At 30.1% G+C, this 21,527-nt stretch carries 18 protein-coding genes and 1 tRNA gene; 6 read left to right on the top strand and 13 right to left on the bottom strand.

The annotated features are described in order from the left end of the window. Window positions 1-9: 9 nt before the first annotated feature. The 8 genes from B5464_RS13675 to B5464_RS13640 form a co-directional block, all read right to left on the bottom strand. Entirely contained in the window at window positions 10-1,635 is a 1,626-nt protein-coding gene (locus tag B5464_RS13675) for a M14 family metallopeptidase (protein ID WP_079738841.1), read from the bottom strand. Window positions 1,636-1,818: 183 nt separating this feature from the next. Continuing rightward, entirely contained in the window at window positions 1,819-2,559 is a 741-nt protein-coding gene (locus B5464_RS13670) for an acyl-CoA desaturase (RefSeq protein ID WP_079738840.1), read from the bottom strand. A gap of 65 nt (window positions 2,560-2,624) precedes the next feature. Beyond that, window positions 2,625-3,194, bottom strand: a complete 570-nt coding sequence (locus B5464_RS13665; RefSeq protein ID WP_079738839.1) for a Crp/Fnr family transcriptional regulator — start codon at window positions 3,192-3,194, stop codon at window positions 2,625-2,627. A gap of 76 nt (window positions 3,195-3,270) precedes the next feature. Continuing rightward, window positions 3,271-4,179 carry an EamA family transporter gene (locus B5464_RS13660; protein ID WP_079738838.1) on the bottom strand — a complete coding sequence of 303 codons (909 nt, stop codon included), beginning with the start codon at window positions 4,177-4,179 and terminating at the stop codon, window positions 3,271-3,273. Window positions 4,180-4,276: 97 nt separating this feature from the next. Then, complete coding sequence (locus B5464_RS13655) at window positions 4,277-5,083, bottom strand: type 1 glutamine amidotransferase domain-containing protein (RefSeq protein WP_172830888.1); 807 nt, start codon at window positions 5,081-5,083, stop codon at window positions 4,277-4,279. Between the two features lies 1 nt (window position 5,084). Then, window positions 5,085-6,245 (bottom strand): iron-containing alcohol dehydrogenase, encoded by a 1,161-nt coding sequence (locus B5464_RS13650; RefSeq protein ID WP_079738837.1) that lies wholly within the window; start codon window positions 6,243-6,245, stop codon window positions 5,085-5,087. Window positions 6,246-6,285: 40 nt separating this feature from the next. Then, a complete protein-coding gene (locus B5464_RS13645; RefSeq protein WP_079738836.1) occupies window positions 6,286-6,918 on the bottom strand; it encodes a nitroreductase family protein in 633 nt (210 codons plus the stop codon). 25 nt (window positions 6,919-6,943) lie between these two features. Continuing rightward, complete coding sequence (locus B5464_RS13640; protein ID WP_079738835.1) at window positions 6,944-7,528, bottom strand: TetR/AcrR family transcriptional regulator; 585 nt, start codon at window positions 7,526-7,528, stop codon at window positions 6,944-6,946. 190 nt (window positions 7,529-7,718) lie between these two features. Here B5464_RS13640 and B5464_RS13635 point away from each other — a divergent pair, with 190 nt between their 5' ends. Continuing rightward, window positions 7,719-9,806 carry an NAD(P)/FAD-dependent oxidoreductase gene (locus tag B5464_RS13635; RefSeq protein ID WP_079738834.1) on the top strand — a complete coding sequence of 696 codons (2,088 nt, stop codon included), beginning with the start codon at window positions 7,719-7,721 and terminating at the stop codon, window positions 9,804-9,806. Here B5464_RS13635 and B5464_RS13630 read toward each other — a convergent pair. Next, window positions 9,803-10,420 (bottom strand): DEAD/DEAH box helicase, encoded by a 618-nt coding sequence (locus B5464_RS13630; RefSeq protein ID WP_079738833.1) that lies wholly within the window; start codon window positions 10,418-10,420, stop codon window positions 9,803-9,805. The two genes, B5464_RS13635 and B5464_RS13630, sit on opposite strands and share 4 nt — an antisense overlap. A 105-nt stretch (window positions 10,421-10,525) precedes the next feature. Continuing rightward, entirely contained in the window at window positions 10,526-12,511 is a 1,986-nt protein-coding gene (locus B5464_RS13625; RefSeq protein WP_079738832.1) for an ATP-binding protein, read from the bottom strand. Between the two features lie 254 nt (window positions 12,512-12,765). Here B5464_RS13625 and B5464_RS13620 point away from each other — a divergent pair, with 254 nt between their 5' ends. The 5 genes from B5464_RS13620 to B5464_RS13600 all read left to right on the top strand — a co-directional run bounded on the left by B5464_RS13620 (window position 12,766) and on the right by B5464_RS13600 (window position 16,680). Continuing rightward, the gene (locus B5464_RS13620) at window positions 12,766-13,509 is read left to right on the top strand and encodes a 5'-nucleotidase C-terminal domain-containing protein (RefSeq protein ID WP_079738831.1); all 744 of its coding nucleotides are present in this window, start codon (window positions 12,766-12,768) and stop codon (window positions 13,507-13,509) included. Between the two features lie 2 nt (window positions 13,510-13,511). Beyond that, entirely contained in the window at window positions 13,512-14,426 is a 915-nt protein-coding gene (locus B5464_RS13615; RefSeq protein WP_079738830.1) for a bifunctional UDP-sugar hydrolase/5'-nucleotidase, read from the top strand. A 179-nt stretch (window positions 14,427-14,605) separates the two neighbouring features. Next, window positions 14,606-14,687, top strand: a tRNA-Tyr gene (locus B5464_RS13610). A 440-nt stretch (window positions 14,688-15,127) separates the two neighbouring features. Next, entirely contained in the window at window positions 15,128-15,997 is an 870-nt protein-coding gene (locus B5464_RS13605) for a glycerophosphodiester phosphodiesterase family protein (protein ID WP_079738829.1), read from the top strand. A gap of 428 nt (window positions 15,998-16,425) precedes the next feature. Then, window positions 16,426-16,680 (top strand): helix-turn-helix domain-containing protein, encoded by a 255-nt coding sequence (locus B5464_RS13600; RefSeq protein ID WP_079738828.1) that lies wholly within the window; start codon window positions 16,426-16,428, stop codon window positions 16,678-16,680. A 140-nt stretch (window positions 16,681-16,820) separates the two neighbouring features. On the opposite strand, the gene B5464_RS13595 is transcribed toward B5464_RS13600, so the two are convergent. From B5464_RS13595 to B5464_RS13585, 3 genes are all read right to left on the bottom strand, one after another. After that, window positions 16,821-17,462, bottom strand: coding sequence for a DUF6266 family protein (locus B5464_RS13595; RefSeq protein WP_079738827.1), 642 nt, complete (start codon window positions 17,460-17,462; stop codon window positions 16,821-16,823). A gap of 845 nt (window positions 17,463-18,307) precedes the next feature. Further along, window positions 18,308-20,263 (bottom strand): NACHT domain-containing NTPase, encoded by a 1,956-nt coding sequence (locus tag B5464_RS13590; protein WP_079738826.1) that lies wholly within the window; start codon window positions 20,261-20,263, stop codon window positions 18,308-18,310. Window positions 20,264-20,704: 441 nt separating this feature from the next. After that, window positions 20,705-21,388 carry a hypothetical protein gene (locus B5464_RS13585; RefSeq protein WP_079738825.1) on the bottom strand — a complete coding sequence of 228 codons (684 nt, stop codon included), beginning with the start codon at window positions 21,386-21,388 and terminating at the stop codon, window positions 20,705-20,707. Window positions 21,389-21,527: the final 139 nt, after the last annotated feature.

Here is a 21,527-nt window from a genome sequence, read left to right as displayed (position 1 = left end):
AATTTTTATTTATTTCAATTTTATTGTTGCAGAATCTAAGCCTGTATGTGATGTTCCTGCTTCTAACGTTACACTACCATTACCTTTTATTAACCAAGAAAATTGTACAGAACTGTCACCATCTATACTATTTAATAATGTAATTTCTTTTCCGCTAATAATTTCTTGATTCTTTTTTAAACCTAAGGCGACTTTAATTTTTCTTAACCACCTAGATCTTTTACCCATTTCTGTATGTGTTGGTAATAAACCGCTATTGTGCACGTCTACAGAAATTCTTGTAATTCCGTTTCCTACAGCTTCTGATGTTAAATTTTGAAGTGTAATATTAGGTTGCATTTTTGCCAATTCTATAATAAAATCTGTATGCTTTTTACTAATATCTGCCACTAATTTATATGGCGGATTTATCATTTTATAAGGAGCAATACCACCAACTTCTACTTTTTTATTAGGAAAGTCTGGATGAGAAACCGTTGTCCAATCTACAAATGCATTTTTAATATTTTCTTTTTCTGCCCATCTTAAGTAATTTACTACTTTATTTTTTGATGCTTTTTTAGCAGAATCTTTTACTTGAGGCACCCACCAACCCGGAGTTGACAATGCTAGTTTACCAAAATGAAAGTAAGACCATTGGAAAAAATCACCACCTTTGCCTTTAGAACTAGGAGCATTTTTAGCTTTAATAATTTTGTTATACTTATCTGATAAAAATTTATTTAAAGCTGCGTCTAGTTTTAAAACACTAGTTACAACTCGTTTTTTGGCACCAGAAGCACTATATTTTAAAGGTGTAGATAAATTGTTTTCTGGCCCTAATGTTACAATGGCAAAAATATTCCATCGATCGTATAAAAAAGAAAGTAAATCTCTATTTTCTTTTTCAGAAACAGGATGTTCTCCGGCACCAGGCGTAAAATATTGATAATTATAGCTAAAATTTTTATTGAATAAAATTCCGCCTTTACCATCTTCATTAAAAGCACCATCTTTATCATTATCAATTCCTTCACTTAACAATTTATAAGTTCCTTTTTCGCCTTTATTAATATCTGCTTTTACAAGAACTCTGTCATCTTCTTTTAATGTTGTATAATCGCCTGTAATATCTTCTACACGCATCATGGTTATCAAACCATCATTATTTAAATCATCAAAAGAATCTTCATTTACAGCACCATCTCTATCATCATCTGTCTTTTTAGCATTACCATTTTTATAATGTTTTAAAGACGAAAAATAGTTTTCTGTAGCATTCGGACTCATGTTCGGAAAAATGTAAAAAGTAGTTTTTTCTAAAACATTTGCATGATTTTTTAAAATGTTATCTGCAATATTAACAGCCATTTCTGGTCCTAAAATATGAGAACCATCTACACCACTAACAATTGCAATTGCTGGTTTATTTTCTGCATTGCCTTTAGATAATGTTAATACCCAAATCTTATGCCCACCAATTGTAGTGGTTAATGCTTCTAATTTAGCATTGGCAGCATTCGATTTTTGAAGTGATTTGATTTTTTGAGTAAGTTTACTGTAATTACTATAATCGGATTGTGCCGAAATTTGTAACGTAGTAAAACAAATAGTCATCCCTATCAAAAAGAGAGATGCTCGTTTTTTATTAAACATAATAGTTAAGTTTGGTTAATTTAAATAATTATGTTTAAATATATAGTTTTCTATATATAATGCATTCTTTAGTGCCTTTTACACCTAAATATTAAGGATTGTTTAACAGATTTTAAAATTTTTAAACTAAAAAGTTGTAATTCTTTAAAGAATTACAACTTTTATTAATATTATAAAGAAGTGTTATTTTTGGATTGAAATAGGTTTTAACTTTATAAATCCTACAAAATCTAATACTTTAATAATTTGATATGTTACATCAATTTCGTGCCACTTTACACCAAAATTTGCACTACTAGCATGTTTATGATGATTGTTATGATATCCTTCTCCCATCATTAAAAAATCAAAAGGAAATAGATTTTTACTCGTATTTGTCATTTTATAATTTACATACCCATAAATATGACCAAACCAATTGATAATAACTCCGTGAATTGGTGCCATTAAAAGTGCAATTGGTAATAAAAACCATTGCCATAATGCAGTTGTAAAATAAGCAAAAAATAAGATGTAAAAAGCAATCCAAAGTAATCTAGAAAAACGAGAACTTGCAAAGCTATCAAAGCTTTTCCATTGTGGTACGTTCTTGGTAAACTTACTATCTACTGGTATTTTTTGTTGATTAATTTGCTGATAAATCGTTTTAGTTTTCCACATCATTGCAAATAAATTAGAATCGTAAGATGGTGAGTGCGGATCTTTTTCTGTGTCTGTATATGCATGATGCATTCGATGCATTATACCATAACCATAAGCGCTTAAATAACTAGAACCTTGAAAAAACCAAGTTAAAACAAACGTAACACGCTCCATGGTTTTAGACATTGTAAAAACCTGATGTGCAGCGTATCGATGTAAAAAGAAAGATTGAAAAAATAAGCCTCCGTACCAAAGAATTACTACAAATAAAACTATAATCATTAATGTTTTTTTGCAAAGATAAATTGATATCAAAAGCAAAACAATGAACCCAAATCAATAAAAAATTATACTCTTTTTCTTATTCTACTTAGGGCTTGCGCTGTTACACCAATGTAAGAACTAATATATTTTAATGGTATTACTTTTAACAACTCTGGTCTTTCTTTAAAAAGCTGCAAATAACGTTCTTCGGCTGTTAGGTTTAGCAAATTTTGTTCTCTTTTAGATTTTATTAAAAAAAGTCTTTCTGCTGTTAACCTACCAATTAAATTACCAATTTGTGTAGTTTTATAAACCTCTTGTAAATCTTTATACGTAATGCTTAAAATAGTAGTTTTTGTAAGCGTTTGCAATTGATATAAAGAAGGCCTTTGTGTTAAAAAAGAATCATAAGCACTTACAAACTGATTTTTAAAACTAAAACCAAATGTAATTTCTTTTTCTGGATTTTCTTTGGGAATAAATAACCTAACAACACCAGATTCTATAAAAGAAATATGATTTTCTATTTCGTTGATTTTTAAAAAAGTGGTTTTCTTCGGAATTACTCTTCGCTGTAATTTAGAGGTAAAGAAGTTCCAATCTTTATCAGAAATGTCTGCAATTTGATTGATATATTCTTTTATTTGATCCACTTTTTTTAATACTTAAAATTAGATGCAAAGATAAGCTTCTTAGTATTAATCCTAATGGAGTAGGAAGTATAAATTTTTAAAATCCTGCGGCATATAATATCAAGAAAACACCAATCATAATTCCCGCTAAAGGCACTAGTTTTTTACGTTTATTTTTTTCTTTGAATAAAATACCTCCAATAACTACCGCAATAATTAACTGACTTCTTTTAATTGCTGATAAAAGCATTATCAAAGCTTCTGGATCTTGTAAGGCTTTAAAATAAAAATAATCTGCAGCTTGTAATAATATACCAACACCAATAATAGTGTATCTAAATTTAAACGCCTTTCTTTTTTCGGAATACGGAAACCAAGTTATCGCTAAAATTATCAACAAAATGAATACAGTGTAAAAACAAAACCAGAATTGCAATGTCTGCGGATTCAATAACAAACTCTGAATTAAAAACTTGTCATACAAACCACTCGAAGCGCCTAAAAAAGTAGCACCAATAATAGCAAATATCCATTTGTTCTTTTTAAAAATAATTCCTTCTTTTTTACCAACTCTAGAATAAAGAATTACAGAAAATATAATTAAAAAAAAGCCAATCCATTGTAAAAAAGTAGGTTGTTCATTATAAATTATAATAGCACCAATAAAAGTAAAAAAAGGTCCTGCAGATCTAATAGGTGCAACAATTGTTATTGGTAAAAATTTTAATGCTTGATATGCCAATACCCATGAAGCGGCCATAATCATCGATTTTATAAAAATAAATCCATGAGTTTTTAACGGAATTGAAGTGATGTAAAAACCAATTTCTTTTGTGTAATCTGGGTAAAAGATTGACATAAAATAAAAAGGCAAAAGCACTAAAAAACCAGAAGCTATTGTACCAAATAATACCGGAAAAACCTCATTACCTTGTACTGCATGTTTTTTACATAAATTATGTAATCCTAAGAAAAGTGCAGCCAATAAACCTAAATACATCCACATGGCGCGAAGATAGTTTTTTGAACTATTTTATTGAAAATAATTGCATAAAAAAAGGTTGCCGTTAAACGGCAACCTTTATAATTTATTTCAGTTTAAATTATTTTAAACTTTCTAATAATTTTTCTGCTACTAACTCAGAAGAAGCTGGATTTTGACCTGTAATTAAATTACCGTCTTGAATTGCATAAGCAGCCCAATCTTCTTTTTTAGAATAGATTCCGCCATTTGCACTTAGCATATCTTCAACTAAAAATGGTACCACAGAAGTTAATCCTACAGCATCTTCTTCAGTATTTGTAAAACCTGTTACTTTTTTACCTTTAACAAGTGGTTCTCCGTCTGTTCCTTTTACACTTTTTAAAGCAGCAGGAGCGTGGCATACAAATGCTACAGGTTTTTCTTGAGAATTAAACTTCTCTATCAAAGCAATTGAAGTTGCATCATTTGCTAAATCCCATAATGGTCCGTGACCACCAGGATAAAATACTGCATCAAAATCATCTGCATTCATATCAGACAACTTTTTAGTATTCGCTATTTTAGCTTTTGCTTCTTCATCTTTGTTAAATCTATCAGTGTCTTCTGTAGCAGCATCTGGTGCATCACTACTTGGATCTATTGGTGCAGCTCCTCCGTTTGGTGTTGCAATTGTAATGTTAGCACCTTTATCTAATAATGTATAATATGGGTTTGCAAATTCTTCTACCCAAAATCCTGTTTTTTTTCCTGTATCTCCTAATTTGTCGTGAGATGTAAGTACAAATAATACGTTCATATTTTTATTTATTTTAGTTTTTATTGATGTTTCAGAATCATTTTCTGAAGTTTTTTTTGATATTTTATCTTTACAACTTGATGCCGTAACAATAGTTAACGCGATGGCAATAGTTTTTAGTAATTTCATATTAATAAGCCATTTTTACAATTTTTTCAACTCTTTCTGGAGATAATGTTTGATGTTCTCCTAAACCTGTCCAACCACGATCTGTAAAACGTTGCGCAATTTTTTCTGCAGTACCTTCATACTCTTTTGTATAATCAGATAGTTTTGTATCGATACCTAAATTATTAAAAAATGCTTCTGTTTTAGTAATCGCTTCATATGCTTTATCATCTGTACTACCTTCGGTAATTCCCCAAATTCTTTCTGCATATTGTGCTAACTTTTCTTTTTTATCTTCAAAGTTAAACTTGTAATGGCTTGGTGCAATAACTGCTAATGTACGTGCATGATCTATACCAAATAAAGCTGTAAGCTCATGACCAATTGCATGAACTGCCCAATCTGTTGGCACACCTTTTTGAATTAAACCATTTAAGGCCATTGTACAACTCCACATAAAATTAGAAGCTGCTTTGTAATCTGTAGGATCTTCTAATACCTTAGGAGCAATTTCTATTAGTGTCTGTAAAATACTTTCTGCAAATCTATCTTGCAATAATGCACCAACAGGGTACGTCATATATTGTTCTAAAACATGCGTAAATGCATCTGTTAAACCATTAACTAATTGACGTTTAGGAATAGACGTTATTACTTGAGGATCTAATATTGAAAAAACAGGAAATAAACCAGGACCACCCATGGCTAATTTTTCTTTAGTTTCTTCTCTAGTAATTACAGCTCCAGAATTCATTTCAGAACCCGTTGCTGGTAAAGTTAAAACAGTACCAAAAGGCATTCCTTTTTCTGTTCTAATATTTTTAGTTAAAATATCCCAAGGTGTTTGGCCATCATAAACTGCTGCAGCAGATAAAAATTTTGTTCCATCTATTACAGAACCACCACCAACAGCTAATAAATATGTAATATTTTCATCTTTAATAACTGTTAAGGCATCCATTAGCTTTGCATATTCCGGATTTGCAGGAATACCTCCAAACTCAGTAACATCAACATCAGCTAAAGCAGTTTTTACTTGCTCATAGATTCCGTTTTTCTTAATACTTCCACCTCCGTAAAGCAATAATACTTTTGCATCCGCAGGAATTTCTTCTTTGATATTTTTTATTGTGTCTTTACCAAAAATAATTTTGGTAGGATTTTTAAAATCGAAATTATTCATTTTTCTTTTTTTTGGGTTGATACTTCGTAATGATAAATTACTACTCTATAACAGTTACTAAATCTTTCATTGGCTTTCTAACTTTAACTAAGTTCACCAACCAATCTTCATCTTCTTTTCTATAACCTAAAGGCAATAAAACTGCACTTTTTAGACCTTTTTCATTTAAGTTTAAAATTTCATCTACTGTAGCAGGGTCAAAACCTTCTAAAGGTGTTGCGTCTACGCCTTCATAAGCAGCAGCAATAATTGCGTGTGCAAAAGCAATGTATGCTTGTTTTGCAGCATGATTAAAGTTTTCGTCTGCATCTTTTTGCGGATAAGAACTTAACAACATTTGTCTGTAATTTTCCCATCCTTCGTTTTTAAAACCACGAATTTCATTGGTTAAATCGAACATATAGTTAATTCTTTCTTCTGTATACGTGTCCCAAGCAGCAAAAACTAAAAGGTGAGAACAGTCTGTAATTACAGATTGATTCCAAGCAATTGGTTTAATTTTTTCTTTAATTTCTTGATTTTTTACAACAATAATTTCAAAAGGCTGTAAACCACTTGATGTTGCTGCTAATCTAGAAGCTTCTAAAATTCGCTCTATTTTATCTTCAGATACTTTTTCACCGTTCATTGCTTTAGCGGCGTATCTCCAATTTAATTTATCTAATAATTCCATGTTATTTTAATTTATATCTATTTGTTTATTTGATCACTTTTATACTGTTCCATGCAGATTCGTAGGCGTCATCTAAATGCGTTTCATTTAAAGTGAACGAACCTCTTTTTTGAGAAATCATTAAAAACGATAACGGATTTATTGCATACGCATACAATAAATAATCTGACATGGGTTTGATTATATTTTGTTCTTTTCCTTTAGTCCATAAGTCGAGTAGGGGCTGTAAATGTTTAATACCTTCAATTCTACTTGGCTCATCAATCATTGGTGTGTTGTCGCATTGTGCTAAAAACATTGCATTTTCACATTCTTTCAATTTAAACTCTGCAATTCTATGCCATATCAATTTAAATCCTTCTTCTACAGCCATATCTGCACTATAATTTTCGAAAGCGTAATCTGTATATTTTGCTTTCACTTCTATGTACGTTTTATTTACCAAGTCTTGTTTATTCTCGAAATATAAGTAGATCGTTGCAGGAGAAACCTTAGCCATTTTAGCTATTTTACTCATAGGTGTTGCATGAAAACCGTTGTTGTTAACCAACTCTATAGTGGCTTTTATCAACGCGTTTCTTTTGTCTATGCTTTTCTGAAGTTTTACCATTGTTTTCTAATTACGATGCAAATATAGTAAAAAAATGAATGTTCATTCTTTTTTTTAACAAAACTTAACATAATACTTAATAAACTGATAACTAAACCCTAATAACCGATTTTATAAACGGGTATTTATACGCTAAAGCAAAAATTGGATAATAAATAAGTTTGTATAACTAAAACTTTAATTTATAATTATGAGCTATTTACCTTTTAGACCCAATGCAAAATCTATTGATATTGATAACAAAAGAGAAAATTCTGTTAGAAATGCTTTTTCAGAATTTTTGATAGAAAACTATGGTAAAGATTATCAAAGTACAGTAGAAGAACATAGAAGTAGACCCAAAGCAAATCATTTTAACGAACACATAAATTCTGAAAAAGCAGACAAACCAATAGTCGGAATTATTGGTGGCGGTTTTGCAGGTTTATATTCCGGATTGATACTGCAGTCTTTAAATATAGAGTTTGAAATATTTGAAAGCTCAGAAAGAGTAGGTGGTAGAATAGATACTTGGTATTCTACAAAGTATGATGTAAAAGATACAAACAAAGCAGGATTGTATGGTGAAGTAGGTGGTATGAGAATTCCACAGTTTTCTAATGATATGCTACCTGTACAACAACTTGCTTTGTCTGTAAATGCAGTTCTAAAAAGAAACGATTTAGAAGATACTTTGTTAATTTGGAGAAAATTCTATTACAATTCACCGGTACAAAGATTGCGCTATAACAACATGAAAAAACCAATTTTAGCAGAAGATTCTAATCTAAATGCTTTAAATTTTGGTGTAGATAAAGGCGGAGATATCCCAATGGTTTGGGTAACTAAAACAACGTTAGGTTCAGAATCTTTTTTACCAATTAATAAAATTTTAGATAAAGTGAATGAACCTTTTATCACGGCAATAAATCAATCTTTTTCAAAAGGATTTAAGAAATTGATGAAGTTTGACAATTTTTCTATGTGGGCGTACCTTACTAATGTATTTACACTTGGCGATTTAGGTGAATACTACAATCCTGCAATGGGAGAAAAAACAGCCCATTTACCTTACAATATTGCCAGTTATCTAGAAACCTTAAATGTTGGTACGGGCATGTATACTGTATCTTTTGTAGAAATTATTTTGGCAAGTTATGATTGGGATGGTAGCAAAAACTCGTACGATGCCACAGATCAAAATATTTATATGATTACGATGGATAAAGGAATGCAACATTTTCCTGATGCTTGTAAAACTGTTTTAAATTTAGAGAAAGGTATTTTACCAGAAGACGGACAAAGAGCTCAAGAATTAATAGGTATGAAACCTGGTTTAAATGGTAAAGTTGGGTACTCTCCAGATAATTTAACAATAGCCGCAGCACCACCAAAAACAGTTCCGGCTGCAGATGCTTCTGCACCAGTACAAGGTTCAAAATCTAAAAAGAAAGAACGTGTGCATTTAGAACACAGAGTTACTCATATTAATTATGATGAAAACTTATACAAAGGTCATGGCGGAGTTAAAATGACCATTAGAAATCATGGTGAAACAAGAGAAAAACAGTATCCGTATGTAATTACAACATTGCCAAACGGAGCGTATTTAAACGGAGATTTAAAAGAAAATTTCTTTGATAATTTATCTTTTTCAAAAGCAAGAGCTATTAGAGAATGTAATTATATGCCGTCTTTTAAAGCTTTTATTACATTTAAAAAACAATTTTGGGCAACTTTAGGTGAAAGACAAGATAAAGGTTTAGGTGTTGCAGTGTCAGACAAATCGAACAGACAAATTGTATACCCTTCTTATGGCTATGATGCAGAAGGTGGTGTTTTACAAATTTACTGTTGGGCACAAGATGCCGAAAGAATAGGTGCGCTTTCTGATGAAGAAAGAGTAAACGAATGTTTAAAAGGAATTCAGTATTTATATCCAGAAGTAGATATTTACGAACATTTTGCAGGTTATAAACCAGAAGAAACTACCAAAACTTGGTTTTGGGATAATCATGCCAATGGTGGTGCCTTTGCACTTTTTAAACCAGGCCAATTTAAAAGTTTATATCCAACCTTGCTAACGCCAGAATTTAATGGTTCTTTACATTTTGCAGGAGAATGTTGTTCTGTTCACCATGGTTGGATTGTTGGTGCTTTAGATTCTGCATACAACGCTGTGTTAAGTATTTTAAAACAAGCTGGCGCGCACGATAAAATTAAGCAAATGGAAACTACTTGGGGAACTTTATCAGCACCCGATGTGGCCTTAACCAAAATGAGCAAACAATTGGTTTAAACAGATATTTTTTTAGAATACTCCATAAAATTAGCTTCAAAACGTTTTAATGTAGCATCTAATTTTTCAGCATAAATTACAAACTGACATTTATGAATGCTTTGTGTAATAGAAATTATATCTGTGTATGGAGATTTTTGAGATAAAAAAGAAGCATCATCAACACTTAAAATTTTTACTTGTGTTGTGTTTAATCCTTCTAGTAATAATAATTTATTTACAATTTTAGGTGTTGAAATAAGAATGTCTATTCCTTCAAAAATTTCAGATTTTAAAAGGTCTATATGTTCTTTTTCATCACCAAAATAAACTCTTAAGCTTGTATGTCTTGTATATAATAAAAAAGCATTGTACAGTTCTTGTGCTTTTTCGTTGTCTTCTACTAAAACAATAGCTCTTGGTGCATCACCTTTTTCTTCACACTTTAATTTATGTAATGTTGTAAGTATTAATGTTGTTGATTTACCACTGTTTTCTGAAGCTGTACAATATAAATTTGCGCCACTTTTAATAGCAGGAATTGCTACTTTTTGAAATTCTGTTGGTACAGAAATTTCGAAAGAAGTTAATTTTTCTTTTAAGTGATTGTGTAATTTTTTAAAAGGCTTTTCCATTTAAAATACTATTTAGAATACAGTTATATAAAGTAAGGGCAAATATACAATTTAATTCATGTTTGCTATCTATTAAATACCTTAGTTATCGATGGTTTTTGTATTTTATATTTTCCAAGTAAAACTGATGGTTAAACCTTTCCCTTTATCAGAATCTATGGTAATTTCTCCTTTATTCTGAGTAATAATTTTTTTAACAATAGCCAAACCAATTCCTGTACTTTCTACATCTTCATTAATTTTTAATTGACTAAAGATTTTAAAGATTTTATCGTGGTATTTTTCTTCAATTCCGGGTCCATTATCAGTAACACTAAACAAATACCCTTCTGCTATTTCTTTAACATCAATCTTTATAATTGCCTTTTCTTTGTCGTTGTGCTTAATTGCGTTGCTAATTAAATTTTGAAAAACATGACTTAGTTCTGTTTCATTTGCATAAATATCTACATCTTTTTCAGGTAAAAGGATGCTACTTTTATGCTGATTATCTACAACACTAGATACCTTGTTTAATAGTTGATGTATGCTAAAATAGGCTTTTACTTTATTGCCTTTAGCTGCTTTAGAATATGCTAATAAACCATTGATTAAAGATTCCATTTTAGAAACAACATCTTTTAAAAGTTTTAAATGATACTTTGTATTAACATCTAAATTGTCTTTTAAATCTTCTTCTATAAAAGAAGCCAAAGAGTACACCGAAACTAACGGAGATTTTAAATCGTGAGAAACAATATGATTAAAATCGTCTAACTCTGTATTGTAATTTTCTAGAAGCAGTAAATTTTCTTCTAACTTTAGGTTGGCTTGCGATAATTTTTCTGATTGCAAAGAAATTTCCTTTTTTTGTTTGAGAGCCAATTCTTTAGAAATTTCTAACTGTTTAAAAGAAATCGAAAAGCGATTCATTAAAAGCATAGACAATAATAAAAAAGCAACAACATAACCAAAGTTTACAAAAATTATGGCAAAATCATTTTCATCAATAAAGAAAAATATATGAATGATAAAAATTGCAGATCCTAACAACATGCTTATTAAAAGTAGTATCGATTCAGATTTTTTTATAAAAATGACTTTAATAATTATAAACGCTACATACGTTAGATTTAAAAGCATCAAAACTAAAAATGGCATTAAGAGATATGTAAAGTAGGGTGCCGGTAAAATGACTGCTAAACTTGTAAGCGTCCAAAAGCTAATTTTTATAATTTTAGTGTAAATAGCATGCCTAAATTTTTTAAAAATATCATTAAAAAACAAACTTGCTGCAGAACCGCCTAAAAATAAAGCAACGTATTCTATTCTGGTTAATAATAGCCAGTTAGCATTTTCAAAAAGGTGTGTAAATGGCGCATAACGATCACTTAAAGCCATATAAGACAAAGCAATACACATTATTGCAAAATGCAACACCGCTTGGTCTTTGTTCCAATACCAAAGGTAAAAAAACAAGAAAAAGACTCCAATAAAACCAAGGCAACCAATAAAAATCATATCGGCAACAATACGTTTCGTTTTCTTATCAAATAATTGTTTTGTGGGTGCAATAACTAAAGGTTCTGTAATACCACCTTTAGAGTGATAAAAGTTAGCAACTTGCAAAACGATTTCGAAAGTAGACTCGTTTGTATTTAAAGGAATAATTTGCGAAAATCTTCGATGTAAGGTTTCTTTTCTATTGGTACCCACAACACCTATCTCTGAAATAAATTCTCCGTTAATCCAAAGTTTTGAAGCAGCGTAAATTTTAGGAATGTATAATGACGATGCAACTAGATCACTAGGTATGGTCACCGTTTTTGTATAGGTTGCAAAACCCAAAGAAGGTAAACTTTTTTGGTTGTTTAAGGTAAAATTTGTCCAATTTTGTAGAGAAACCTGCTTGTAAACTGTAGCAGATTTAACACTTTCTGGTGTTAAAAGTTGATTCCAATAAAAGTTCCAATCGGTATCTAAAACAATCTTATCATTTGATTTTAAACTGCTAGAATCCTTAGCAACATCAATGTTCTTATTTACTTTTTGAAAACCGTAAAGATTTATAAACGTACTTAAAAATATAAAAAGAAAGCTTACTAACTTCAATTGTAAAATGTTTGTTAAGATTGCAAAATACAATAAAGATTTTGTTTACTTTTTAAATAATTTAACTTTCTAAAGCCTAAGTGCATCAAACTTCACATTTACATACTATTAGCAATTTAAAGTGTTCAATTTGTTTGTTGTGTATGTTAAAGTGAAGTATTCTTTTTTTTTAACATAAACATTTTGATAATTGTATTCTACATATTGATTAAAAAGTATAATTTTAGATTTTTAAAATAACCAACACTACTTACATGAAATTTATCCATTTTTTATGTCTATTTCTTTTATTTACAGCTTGTAAAAAGACAGAAGTACACCTTACTAAAATTACTGCAAAAAATATTGCGATTGATAGTACCCTAGAATCATCAGCAAAAATTGATAGTATCATTGCACCTTATACTAGAAAAATGATTGGTGAAATGGAAAAAGTATTAAGTTATGCGCCTTATAATTTTACCAAAAAAAGCGAAAACAGACAAAGCAATTTAGGGAATTTAATGGCAGATATGTGTTTTGAAATGGCAAATGCGATGTTTAAAGATAAAACAAACGCAGCAATCGATTTTTCTATGTTTAACAGTGGTGGTTTGCGTGCAAATATTTCTATGGGAGATGTAACACAAGAAGACGCTTTTAATTTAATGCCTTTTGAAAATGAGTTGGTTGTTGTGCAACTATCTGGTGCTAAAATAGAAGCGTTGGTAAGCTATTTTATAGCTTCTAAAAGTGCACATCCTTTGTCTAAAGAAGTTGCATTAAACATCCGTAAAGATGGTTATCAATTAAAAATTAAAGGACAAAATTTTGATAAAAACAAAACCTATCATGTCTTAACATCAGACTATTTACAAGGTGGTGGCGATAGCATGAACTTCTTTAAAAATCCTATAAAACTTACAAAGTTAGATTATAAGGTTAGAGATGCCATCATCCATTACTTTCAACAAACAGATACCATAAAAGCCGCAATAGATAACCGTGTAACTTTATAATTATGAAAAGAAGAAATTTTATAAAACAATTAGGTGGCGCTGCAGCTTTATCTATGGTAGATGGTTTGGTTTTACCAACACTAGCTACGAACCATAAGCGTCATATTACTATTTTACATACCAACGATACACATAGTCATATAGAACCTTTTGATGCAGATCATAGCAGAAACCCAAATAGAGGTGGAGTGGCAAGAAGAGCTACATTGATAGAACAAATTAGAAATGAAAACAAAAACACGTTATTGTTAGATGCTGGTGATATTTTTCAAGGAACACCGTATTTTAATTATTTTGGTGGCGAGCTTGAGTTTAAGCTAATGAGCATGTTAAAATATGATGTTGCAACCATTGGTAATCATGATTTTGACAATTCTATAGAGGGTTTATACAAACAATTGCCCAATGCTAAATTCGATTTTGTTTCTGCGAATTACGATTTTAAAAATACCGTTTTAGATACGCACGTAAAACCTTATAAAATTATTGTAAAAGATGGTATTAAAATAGGAATCTTTGGTTTAGGTATTGAGCTTGAAGGATTGGTAGGCAAAAAAATGTATAAAGAAACAGGGTATTTAGATCCGGTAGAAATTTCTCAGGATATTACTAAAAAGCTTAAAAATGAAGAAAACTGCGATTTAATTATCTGTTTATCTCATTTAGGGTATTATTATAAAAATAATCCGAATAAAATTTCTGATCTAAACCTTGCGAAAGCAACCAAAGACATCGATTTAATTATTGGCGGACATACACATACCTTTTTACCGAAACCAACACTGGTAAAAAACTTAGACGATAAAAATATATTGGTAAATCAGGTTGGTGCTTATGGTATCAATTTGGGTCGTATTGATTTTTATTTTGACGAAAACAAAAATAAATCTGCGAATGGCACCACAATTTTAGTTTAAAAAATTCTTAAACTGCTTTACTTATTTATAAATGAAAAATTAAGTTGAAAAAATTATAAAAATTTTAGGTCGTTTATAAAAACTTTGTATATTCGCACACCTTAAGAAAACAAGGTTGTTTTTTTACAATAATGGCTACTTTAAAATTAGCTGTATATCGTATTAAAATAGCACAAAAAGGGGAGATACTCAAGCGGCCAACGAGGACGGACTGTAACTCCGTTGACTATGTCTTCGCAGGTTCGAATCCTGCTCTCCCCACAACTTGTTTTTCACTTCAAAACACCCCAAAAATCAATATAATTTATCATAATAGTTTGCTATCACTAAACAATCTATGTTTTGATAGTACGCTAAGATTTTAGCAATCTCGATATGTTTTTTTGAGTATTCAACTACTTTACCAAGACTTTTTTAACAACTGTAAAGTTTATTACATGTAAACTTTTATGTAGCAAAGGCTATGTTTTTTAATTTTAGATTCAGAAATAGCAATTTATATTTTAACTAAAAATTCATTACCAATATGATCTCATTTTTTTAGACAAGAATTAATTTAAATTTAATAATCCGTTCAATTAAGATAGAACCAAAATAGTATATTTGACTCATAGCAATACTTAAAAGCATACATGTAATAAGTGGCTTTTAATAAAAGCTTTACGACACTTACATGGTAAGCCTCTCAAAATTTTTATAAGATGAAAAAACTAATAACTTCTATTTTACTAATTGCATTTCTTTTTATTGGTTGTAAAGAAAAAAACAAGCTAGAAAATACGTTACAAACACATTTTAAATATGCAAAAGATAAGGAGATATTAATTAGTGCACATCGCGGAGGAAAAGGTTATCCTGGTTATCCTGAAAATTGTTTAGAGACGATGCAATACATTAAAAAACATATCCCAAATGCCTTATTTGAAATTGATGTAGCTAAAAGTAAAGATGGTGTATTATTATTGATGCATGATAATTCGCTAGAACGCACATCAACGGGGTTTGGTAGGGTAGATCAAAACAATTGGGCGGCAATGGAACAATTACAACTTAAAGATGATTTTAAAACCATTGTTGATTTTAAAATCCCTTTATTTAAGGAAGTATTAGATTGGGCAAAAAAAGAAAATGCTATACTTACTGTAGATATTAAGCGAAGTGTAGACCCAGCAGAAGTGCTACAATTTATAGAAAAAAACAATGCTTTAAACCAATCTGTTATTATTACTTATTCTTTAAAAACGGCTCAAAAGTTATATAACTTGAATCCGAATGTGATGTTATCTGTTAGCATTAGAAATATAGAGGAGTTTAATAAAGCGGCCAATTCTGGTATTCCTTGGGCCAATATGGTTGCTTTTACAGGAACAAGGCTTTCAAACACCAAATTGTATAACCAATTGCACTCAAAAGGAGTACAATGTATGCTGGGTACTTTAGGAAACTTAGATAAGAGTGCTGCTGCAAAAGGCAATCATCTCTATAGAAAATGGACAAACCTTGGGATTGATATTTTTGCTACTGACAGACCACTTGAAACTAAAAATGCACTGAAAACTTATAAAAATTAATATATGTATTTATAGTACATACTATTTTGCGAAAATCGATTCGCTTTATAAAACCATTTTAAATATCAAACCATATAGTTGTATCATAATGTGCTGCGTTATGTACCTTTTGCTTTGCTTAAAAGTAATAGTTGTGACAACAGTTTTTTAAAAAAATTATGTTACAATTTTAGTAAAACAGTTTTTACGTGACGATATAGAAGTAAAGCATCATGTGCGTACATTGAATTGTCTTACAAATTATTGCTTTAAAAAAACAACGTTTTATTTGGTCTTGTACTTGCATTGCGCCTATAATCAATATAAACATTTTTTAGCCTTTTACATACCCCGTATTTATACCTATAAAACAAGACTTAAAAAAAATTAAGTATATTTAGGCTAACGTACTCTATGTCAAAAGAGTAGGTTACTAAGAAAAAGTACTTATGAAAAAAGAAAAAAAACAACAACCCGCTGTACAAAACAAGCATTTAGCGTATGATGCACATTTGTTAGAAAATGAAGTATGGCTAACTACAGAGCAAGCCATGGCGCATTTAAATGTTAGCCGTAGCACCATGTACCGTTTACGCAAACAGCACAACATACCTAGTTTTAAATTAGGTCATAGTCCTATGTATCCAAAACATTTGTTAAATAAATTGTTTATTAACAAGGCATTGGGCAATGTAAAAATGTAAATAGATTTTATACATAATTTGTAGGTTGTTTATAAAAAACACCTGATTTTTGAGAACACAAAAAAGTGTTTGTACACAACTAGTTACTCGTTGTGTGCAAACACCTTATACACATGTTTTATGTTGTAACCTACAGGATGTTACAGCACCGTAACTGCCCCCATATACGTGCTTATCGCAGCAAAGTTGGTGGATGGTTTGCTAAAAGAGGCCCAAATTTCTACATTAAAAGTTGCCATAAAATTGGGTAATGTTACACTGGCTGTGGTAGCACTTCTATCTGCTACAGTTGTGTTGGTATAAAACAAATTTAGATCGGGTGCATATACCACTACCATTAAAGTATCGGTAGCGGTTGCTTTGCCTTGGCCGCTATTGTCTTGCCAACTAAAGTTTAGGGTTTGGTTTGCTGCAGCTGCCACTGCACCGCCATCAATTCCTCTTAAATCGCCTTTACTTATCAACACTTTTGGATAATCCATTACGGCACCTTGTGGTGTATTTATTACTGCGTTTTTAAGATGATAAGAGGTTGCCAAATTGGCTCTCGATTTATCGCCTTGTGCACTGCCAAAATAACTATTTAAAATTTCTACAATCGGACTTAAAAACCCAATTACAGTTTTAAATTTTTGACGTTGTTCTGTTTGTTTTTCTGTTGCTGTATAATTACCACGTTGTGGTAAACTACGCATTACATTTTTACCCCTCCATCTAGAGCCTACTACGTTACCTACTTTTCCAGAAAATCCGCCTAAGATGCCTTTTTCAAATGTTGCCATACTTCTTTTTTTTTATGATTAATAGAAACCAAACATACAGACTAAAGTGCACGAAAACAAGTACTTGACACCTGCTGATACGTATTGACACAAACTGACGTTTTGTAAACGCTTTTGAAACTTTATGACCAAAATTGACCAATTAAGACACGTTATGACACATCTTGATACGTACTGACACAGCTACGCAAATTTTATAGTGATTTATTCGAGTTTGCTTCGGGGTTTGTTCGGGTGCGGGTAGGGGGTATTTTTAAAAAATGGACTTTTTACGGAGAAATCTACTAGCAAACTGGTATCAGGCTGCTAACAATTGGTTTAAAAATGCCGGGTATAGTTCGTATTTTAAGCTTTAAAACTCTTGATTAGAAGATTTTATAAAAACAAATTTAAAGGTATGTCGAAACGTTTTTATTAGGCAAGCCCTGTTATTATTAGATACTATTAGGAATTGTTAATACAGGTGCTTTTTAATTTTCTGTAATTTCTTTATTGATTTTAGAAATTAACAAAGCCCAAATCGGAATATTTAAAAAAAAGAAAGAAATACTATTGAAACTTGAATTTGATTTTATACTTGAAAAGATAACACTGCCTAAAAGTACTCCAGTTAAAAAGAACCCTAAACTATTATTAAAATTGCTTTTCTTGTAAATGCTAATTTTCCAATAAAAATCTGTTTCATATTATTTTTTAGTTTTTTCGGAATTAATGGTCTTGTATATGAAAAGTAGCTGATTTCCATGAACTAACTTTTTCGATTATAACTGACCTTTAATTTATTCATTTTCTTTAGGTTAAGCGATTAAGGCTCTATTTTTTATATACGTTGTTAGCAGCAGATTTTAAAAGTCCAACAAGTCATCATTTGATTTTTTTTCTTTTTTAGAATTAATAATATTGATTATGTATTCTGCTTTTGTTTTATCAATGAAAATGTTGTTAGGTCTACTCGAATAAAACCTGATAATGTCGTTAGTTTTCTTAAAGTTTTCACCTTTATTCAAGATAGAGTTCTTTCGGTCTGTAACTTTATGTAATTTATTTTTGGGTAATTTAAAATTAACAGATAATTTTTTAAAATCTTCATTATTTCTGTATACAAAATCAGCCCTTTGTTTGTAGAAAAATTGAATGAGAGATTTGTATGGCTTATCTACTACTGGTGTTTTTATGTTGGATATGTTTGTGTCATCTGCTAACATAATACTCATTGGCACATATTTATTATTGAATTGTTTGCGCATTAAGTTAAAAACAAACTCAGCCACGTCAACTTTTGTATTCGGCTGAGCATTAATTAGATATATATCATTATTGAAACAAAATTGTTGTCTGGCTAATTTTTCATTTCCTGAGAAATTTTTGTAGGTGTTTTTTGTAAAATCTAAAAAATCGTTTAAAAGTTTGTAAGTGACTATACTTTCAAAACCTACTGGGTCAATACTTTTATACAAGTCAAGTACATTAAAATAAGATTTATTATTTGGATGAAAAGAAATATGAGTAAGCATATCATTTTGCTTTTCTTTTGAGTCGAGATAAATAAACTGAGCTGTGAAATATTCTTGTAATGATTTATGAGACCACTTAAAATATATTCCATCTTTATTAAATATAGGAACTGTACTCAGTAAATCTTTAATAAAGTCAGAAGGTTTGATATCTAAATCTCCACAATAGTCTATTGCTTTTTGAATGGTAGTAGTTAACTCATCACGAGTAAACTCTATTTTATTTCCAGATTTTAAACATAAATAACCAAAAATCCTTAAAACTCGATGAAAATCATCAGAACCTAATTTGCAATATTTATCTCTTTCGAAAGAGTTTCCTTTCGAAAGGTCATGAGTTTCAAATAGAGCATCATATACTTGTCTGTAAAATACGTGTTTTTTAAAAGGAATTTTTTGCTTGTGCTCAAATGCAGTATAAAGCAAAGACACTAATAAAGGTGTTGTTAAATATTCCTCAATATTTTGAAAAACTTCTTTTTCTTCTAATTTAGAGATAAGTAATTTTGATACTACTCCATGATTATCATATTTTTTTAATAAGTCAAAAGCTTCATTAGAGTTTAGGGCTTTTATTTTAAACTTTTTAAATTCTCCAAATGAAGATAATGCGTCTTCAGGTCGAGATGTAAGTATAAATTTGTTCGCTCTGGCTTTTGAAACAAACTTTTCAATATCAGTAGTAACAAATGCTCTTTCTGATAATGAAATTTCATCAAAACCGTCTAGGAAAAAAATAAAATCGCCTCTTTTAATTAAATCTAAAATAAATTGCTTGTCAATTTTTTCATTAATAGAGTTAAATTGTTCAATGATTTCATCGATTATACCTTTGCTCTTTGATAAACGCCTGAGTTCTATTAATAAAGGAACACCTTGATTTTGTTCAATGCAGGAAATGAGCATTTTTTTTACCAAAGTGGATTTACCCATTCCTGCTGTGTCTGTTATTAAAATTTTATTGGTTTCTTCAAATAGTTGATTATCAAAATTTTCGATTTTAATTTCCTCTCTGTTTTGTTCACAAATTAAATTTAATGGCAGATATACATCATTTAGCAAAACTTTTCTCTTTTTGTAAGCAATAGTATTTAATACTGCATTTTTCTCAAACGACTCATTAAGGTAATCTTGAAATTTACTTTCAAAATAATGATCAATTAAAAGTTGGTCTTTATTCCATTTTTTGCCAAGTTCTTTGAATTTTGGTACTAGATATGTATCTAAAATGGCTTTAGTGAAAGGGGCTGCAATTGTAGCTATATTTTTTAATGTATCTATGTCCATGTTTTGAATTTGCTGCTAACTCGTTATATAAAATCAAATATATTGCATTTAGATTTTATTTACTTGTATAACAGCACTTTTTTATTACTTAAACTAAATATCATGAAGTTATCAAATAGAAACAGTTATCTAGTTTGGCAATAACATTAACTAAATAATGCAAAAGTCTTAAGAAAGTTATTTCTACTTAATAGTCTATTAAAGTTGTGCTTATGTTAGGTTCTTCTTTTAAATTTGTGGTAATAAAGTTTTTGTATATGAAAAGTTACCTGTTTGTATCTAGTGATAAATGTAAGTAGGGGAGAACGTATTTGTGTATGCTTTGTTGCGTGGTTTAAGCAACTAATTTAGTAAATGATTACCGACCAAGAAAGTCCGCGAGGACTTTCGCAAGTAGGCAATAAGCTAGCAATAAATTATATACGGTGTTAGCAAAAGTTTTTACTTTTTATCTTCTGGAAACAAGTCATAATAATGTTCAAGCAAAGTTGCTCCCAAATCAGAAAGAAGATAGTTGAATTCAATTTCTCCACCTTTAAATTCAGGGTCATATTCATTGTACTGATGATTTTTTTCAATTGGTTTTTGTTCAGAAGGTTCTTGGTAAATTAGACCTAAACTAATTATCGGATAATAATCTCCTTCGTGAATTTGCTGTTTTTTCCCTTTCTCAAAATCCGTAACTAATATTAAATCATCTAAATATGCATCTTGAATTAGTTTAGTCATTCTTAAAAAATCTTCCGAATATTTGATTTTCCCTAGAGCCTTTAGTTTACATAAACGACCATAGACTTTGCATTTTTTAATTGTTTCTAGTCTATCAATTGCCATAAGAATCTTTTCTGAACCTGTTCCGTTTTCATCATCCAATTCAGATGTCAATTCAACACGTTCTTTCCAGTTTATTTCTCCAAGTTCTAGTAAAACATTCATTGCTTTTTTAATGAAAATTCTATCTGTATAAGAATTATAAATTTTCCTAACAGCAACTAGAGATTTTAGAATTGGAACTTCTTGGACAACTTCATTAGTGATTTGGTTATCTAAAACTTGTTCAACCAAATCAAAAGTAATATCCTTCAATTCTTCGGATTTAATTATTTCATTGAACTGTTCTTTCACTTGGTTTTTTAATTTTTGCTAACTCGTTATATAACATCAAATATATTGCATTTAGATGTTATTTACTTGTATAACAGCACTTTTTATTACTTAAACTAAATACCATGCAGTTATCAAATAGAAATAGCATTTTTCTTTG

The organism is Polaribacter sp. KT 15, from assembly GCF_900143115.1.
GTDB classification, from domain to species: Bacteria; Bacteroidota; Bacteroidia; order Flavobacteriales; family Flavobacteriaceae; genus Polaribacter; species Polaribacter marinaquae.
This window is presented reverse-complemented; position numbering and strand designations above follow the sequence as displayed.

Excerpts from the sequence above, each read along its gene's own strand:
- B5464_RS13675 (WP_079738841.1), bottom strand. The coding sequence starts at position 1,635 with ATGTTTAATAAAAAACGAGCATCTCTCTTTTTGATAGGGATGACTATT.
- B5464_RS13670 (WP_079738840.1), bottom strand. The coding sequence starts at position 2,559 with ATGATTATAGTTTTATTTGTAGTAATTCTTTGGTACGGAGGCTTATTT.
- B5464_RS13660 (WP_079738838.1), bottom strand. The coding sequence starts at position 4,179 with ATGTGGATGTATTTAGGTTTATTGGCTGCACTTTTCTTAGGATTACAT.
- B5464_RS13655 (WP_172830888.1), bottom strand. The coding sequence starts at position 5,083 with ATGAAATTACTAAAAACTATTGCCATCGCGTTAACTATTGTTACGGCA.
- B5464_RS13650 (WP_079738837.1), bottom strand. The coding sequence starts at position 6,245 with ATGAATAATTTCGATTTTAAAAATCCTACCAAAATTATTTTTGGTAAA.
- B5464_RS13645 (WP_079738836.1), bottom strand. The coding sequence starts at position 6,918 with ATGGAATTATTAGATAAATTAAATTGGAGATACGCCGCTAAAGCAATG.
- B5464_RS13640 (WP_079738835.1), bottom strand. The coding sequence starts at position 7,528 with ATGGTAAAACTTCAGAAAAGCATAGACAAAAGAAACGCGTTGATAAAA.
- B5464_RS13635 (WP_079738834.1), top strand. The coding sequence starts at position 7,719 with ATGAGCTATTTACCTTTTAGACCCAATGCAAAATCTATTGATATTGAT.
- B5464_RS13630 (WP_079738833.1), bottom strand. The coding sequence starts at position 10,420 with ATGGAAAAGCCTTTTAAAAAATTACACAATCACTTAAAAGAAAAATTA.
- B5464_RS13620 (WP_079738831.1), top strand. The coding sequence starts at position 12,766 with ATGAAATTTATCCATTTTTTATGTCTATTTCTTTTATTTACAGCTTGT.
- B5464_RS13615 (WP_079738830.1), top strand. The coding sequence starts at position 13,512 with ATGAAAAGAAGAAATTTTATAAAACAATTAGGTGGCGCTGCAGCTTTA.
- B5464_RS13605 (WP_079738829.1), top strand. The coding sequence starts at position 15,128 with ATGAAAAAACTAATAACTTCTATTTTACTAATTGCATTTCTTTTTATT.
- B5464_RS13600 (WP_079738828.1), top strand. The coding sequence starts at position 16,426 with ATGAAAAAAGAAAAAAAACAACAACCCGCTGTACAAAACAAGCATTTA.
- B5464_RS13595 (WP_079738827.1), bottom strand. The coding sequence starts at position 17,462 with ATGGCAACATTTGAAAAAGGCATCTTAGGCGGATTTTCTGGAAAAGTA.
- B5464_RS13590 (WP_079738826.1), bottom strand. The coding sequence starts at position 20,263 with ATGGACATAGATACATTAAAAAATATAGCTACAATTGCAGCCCCTTTC.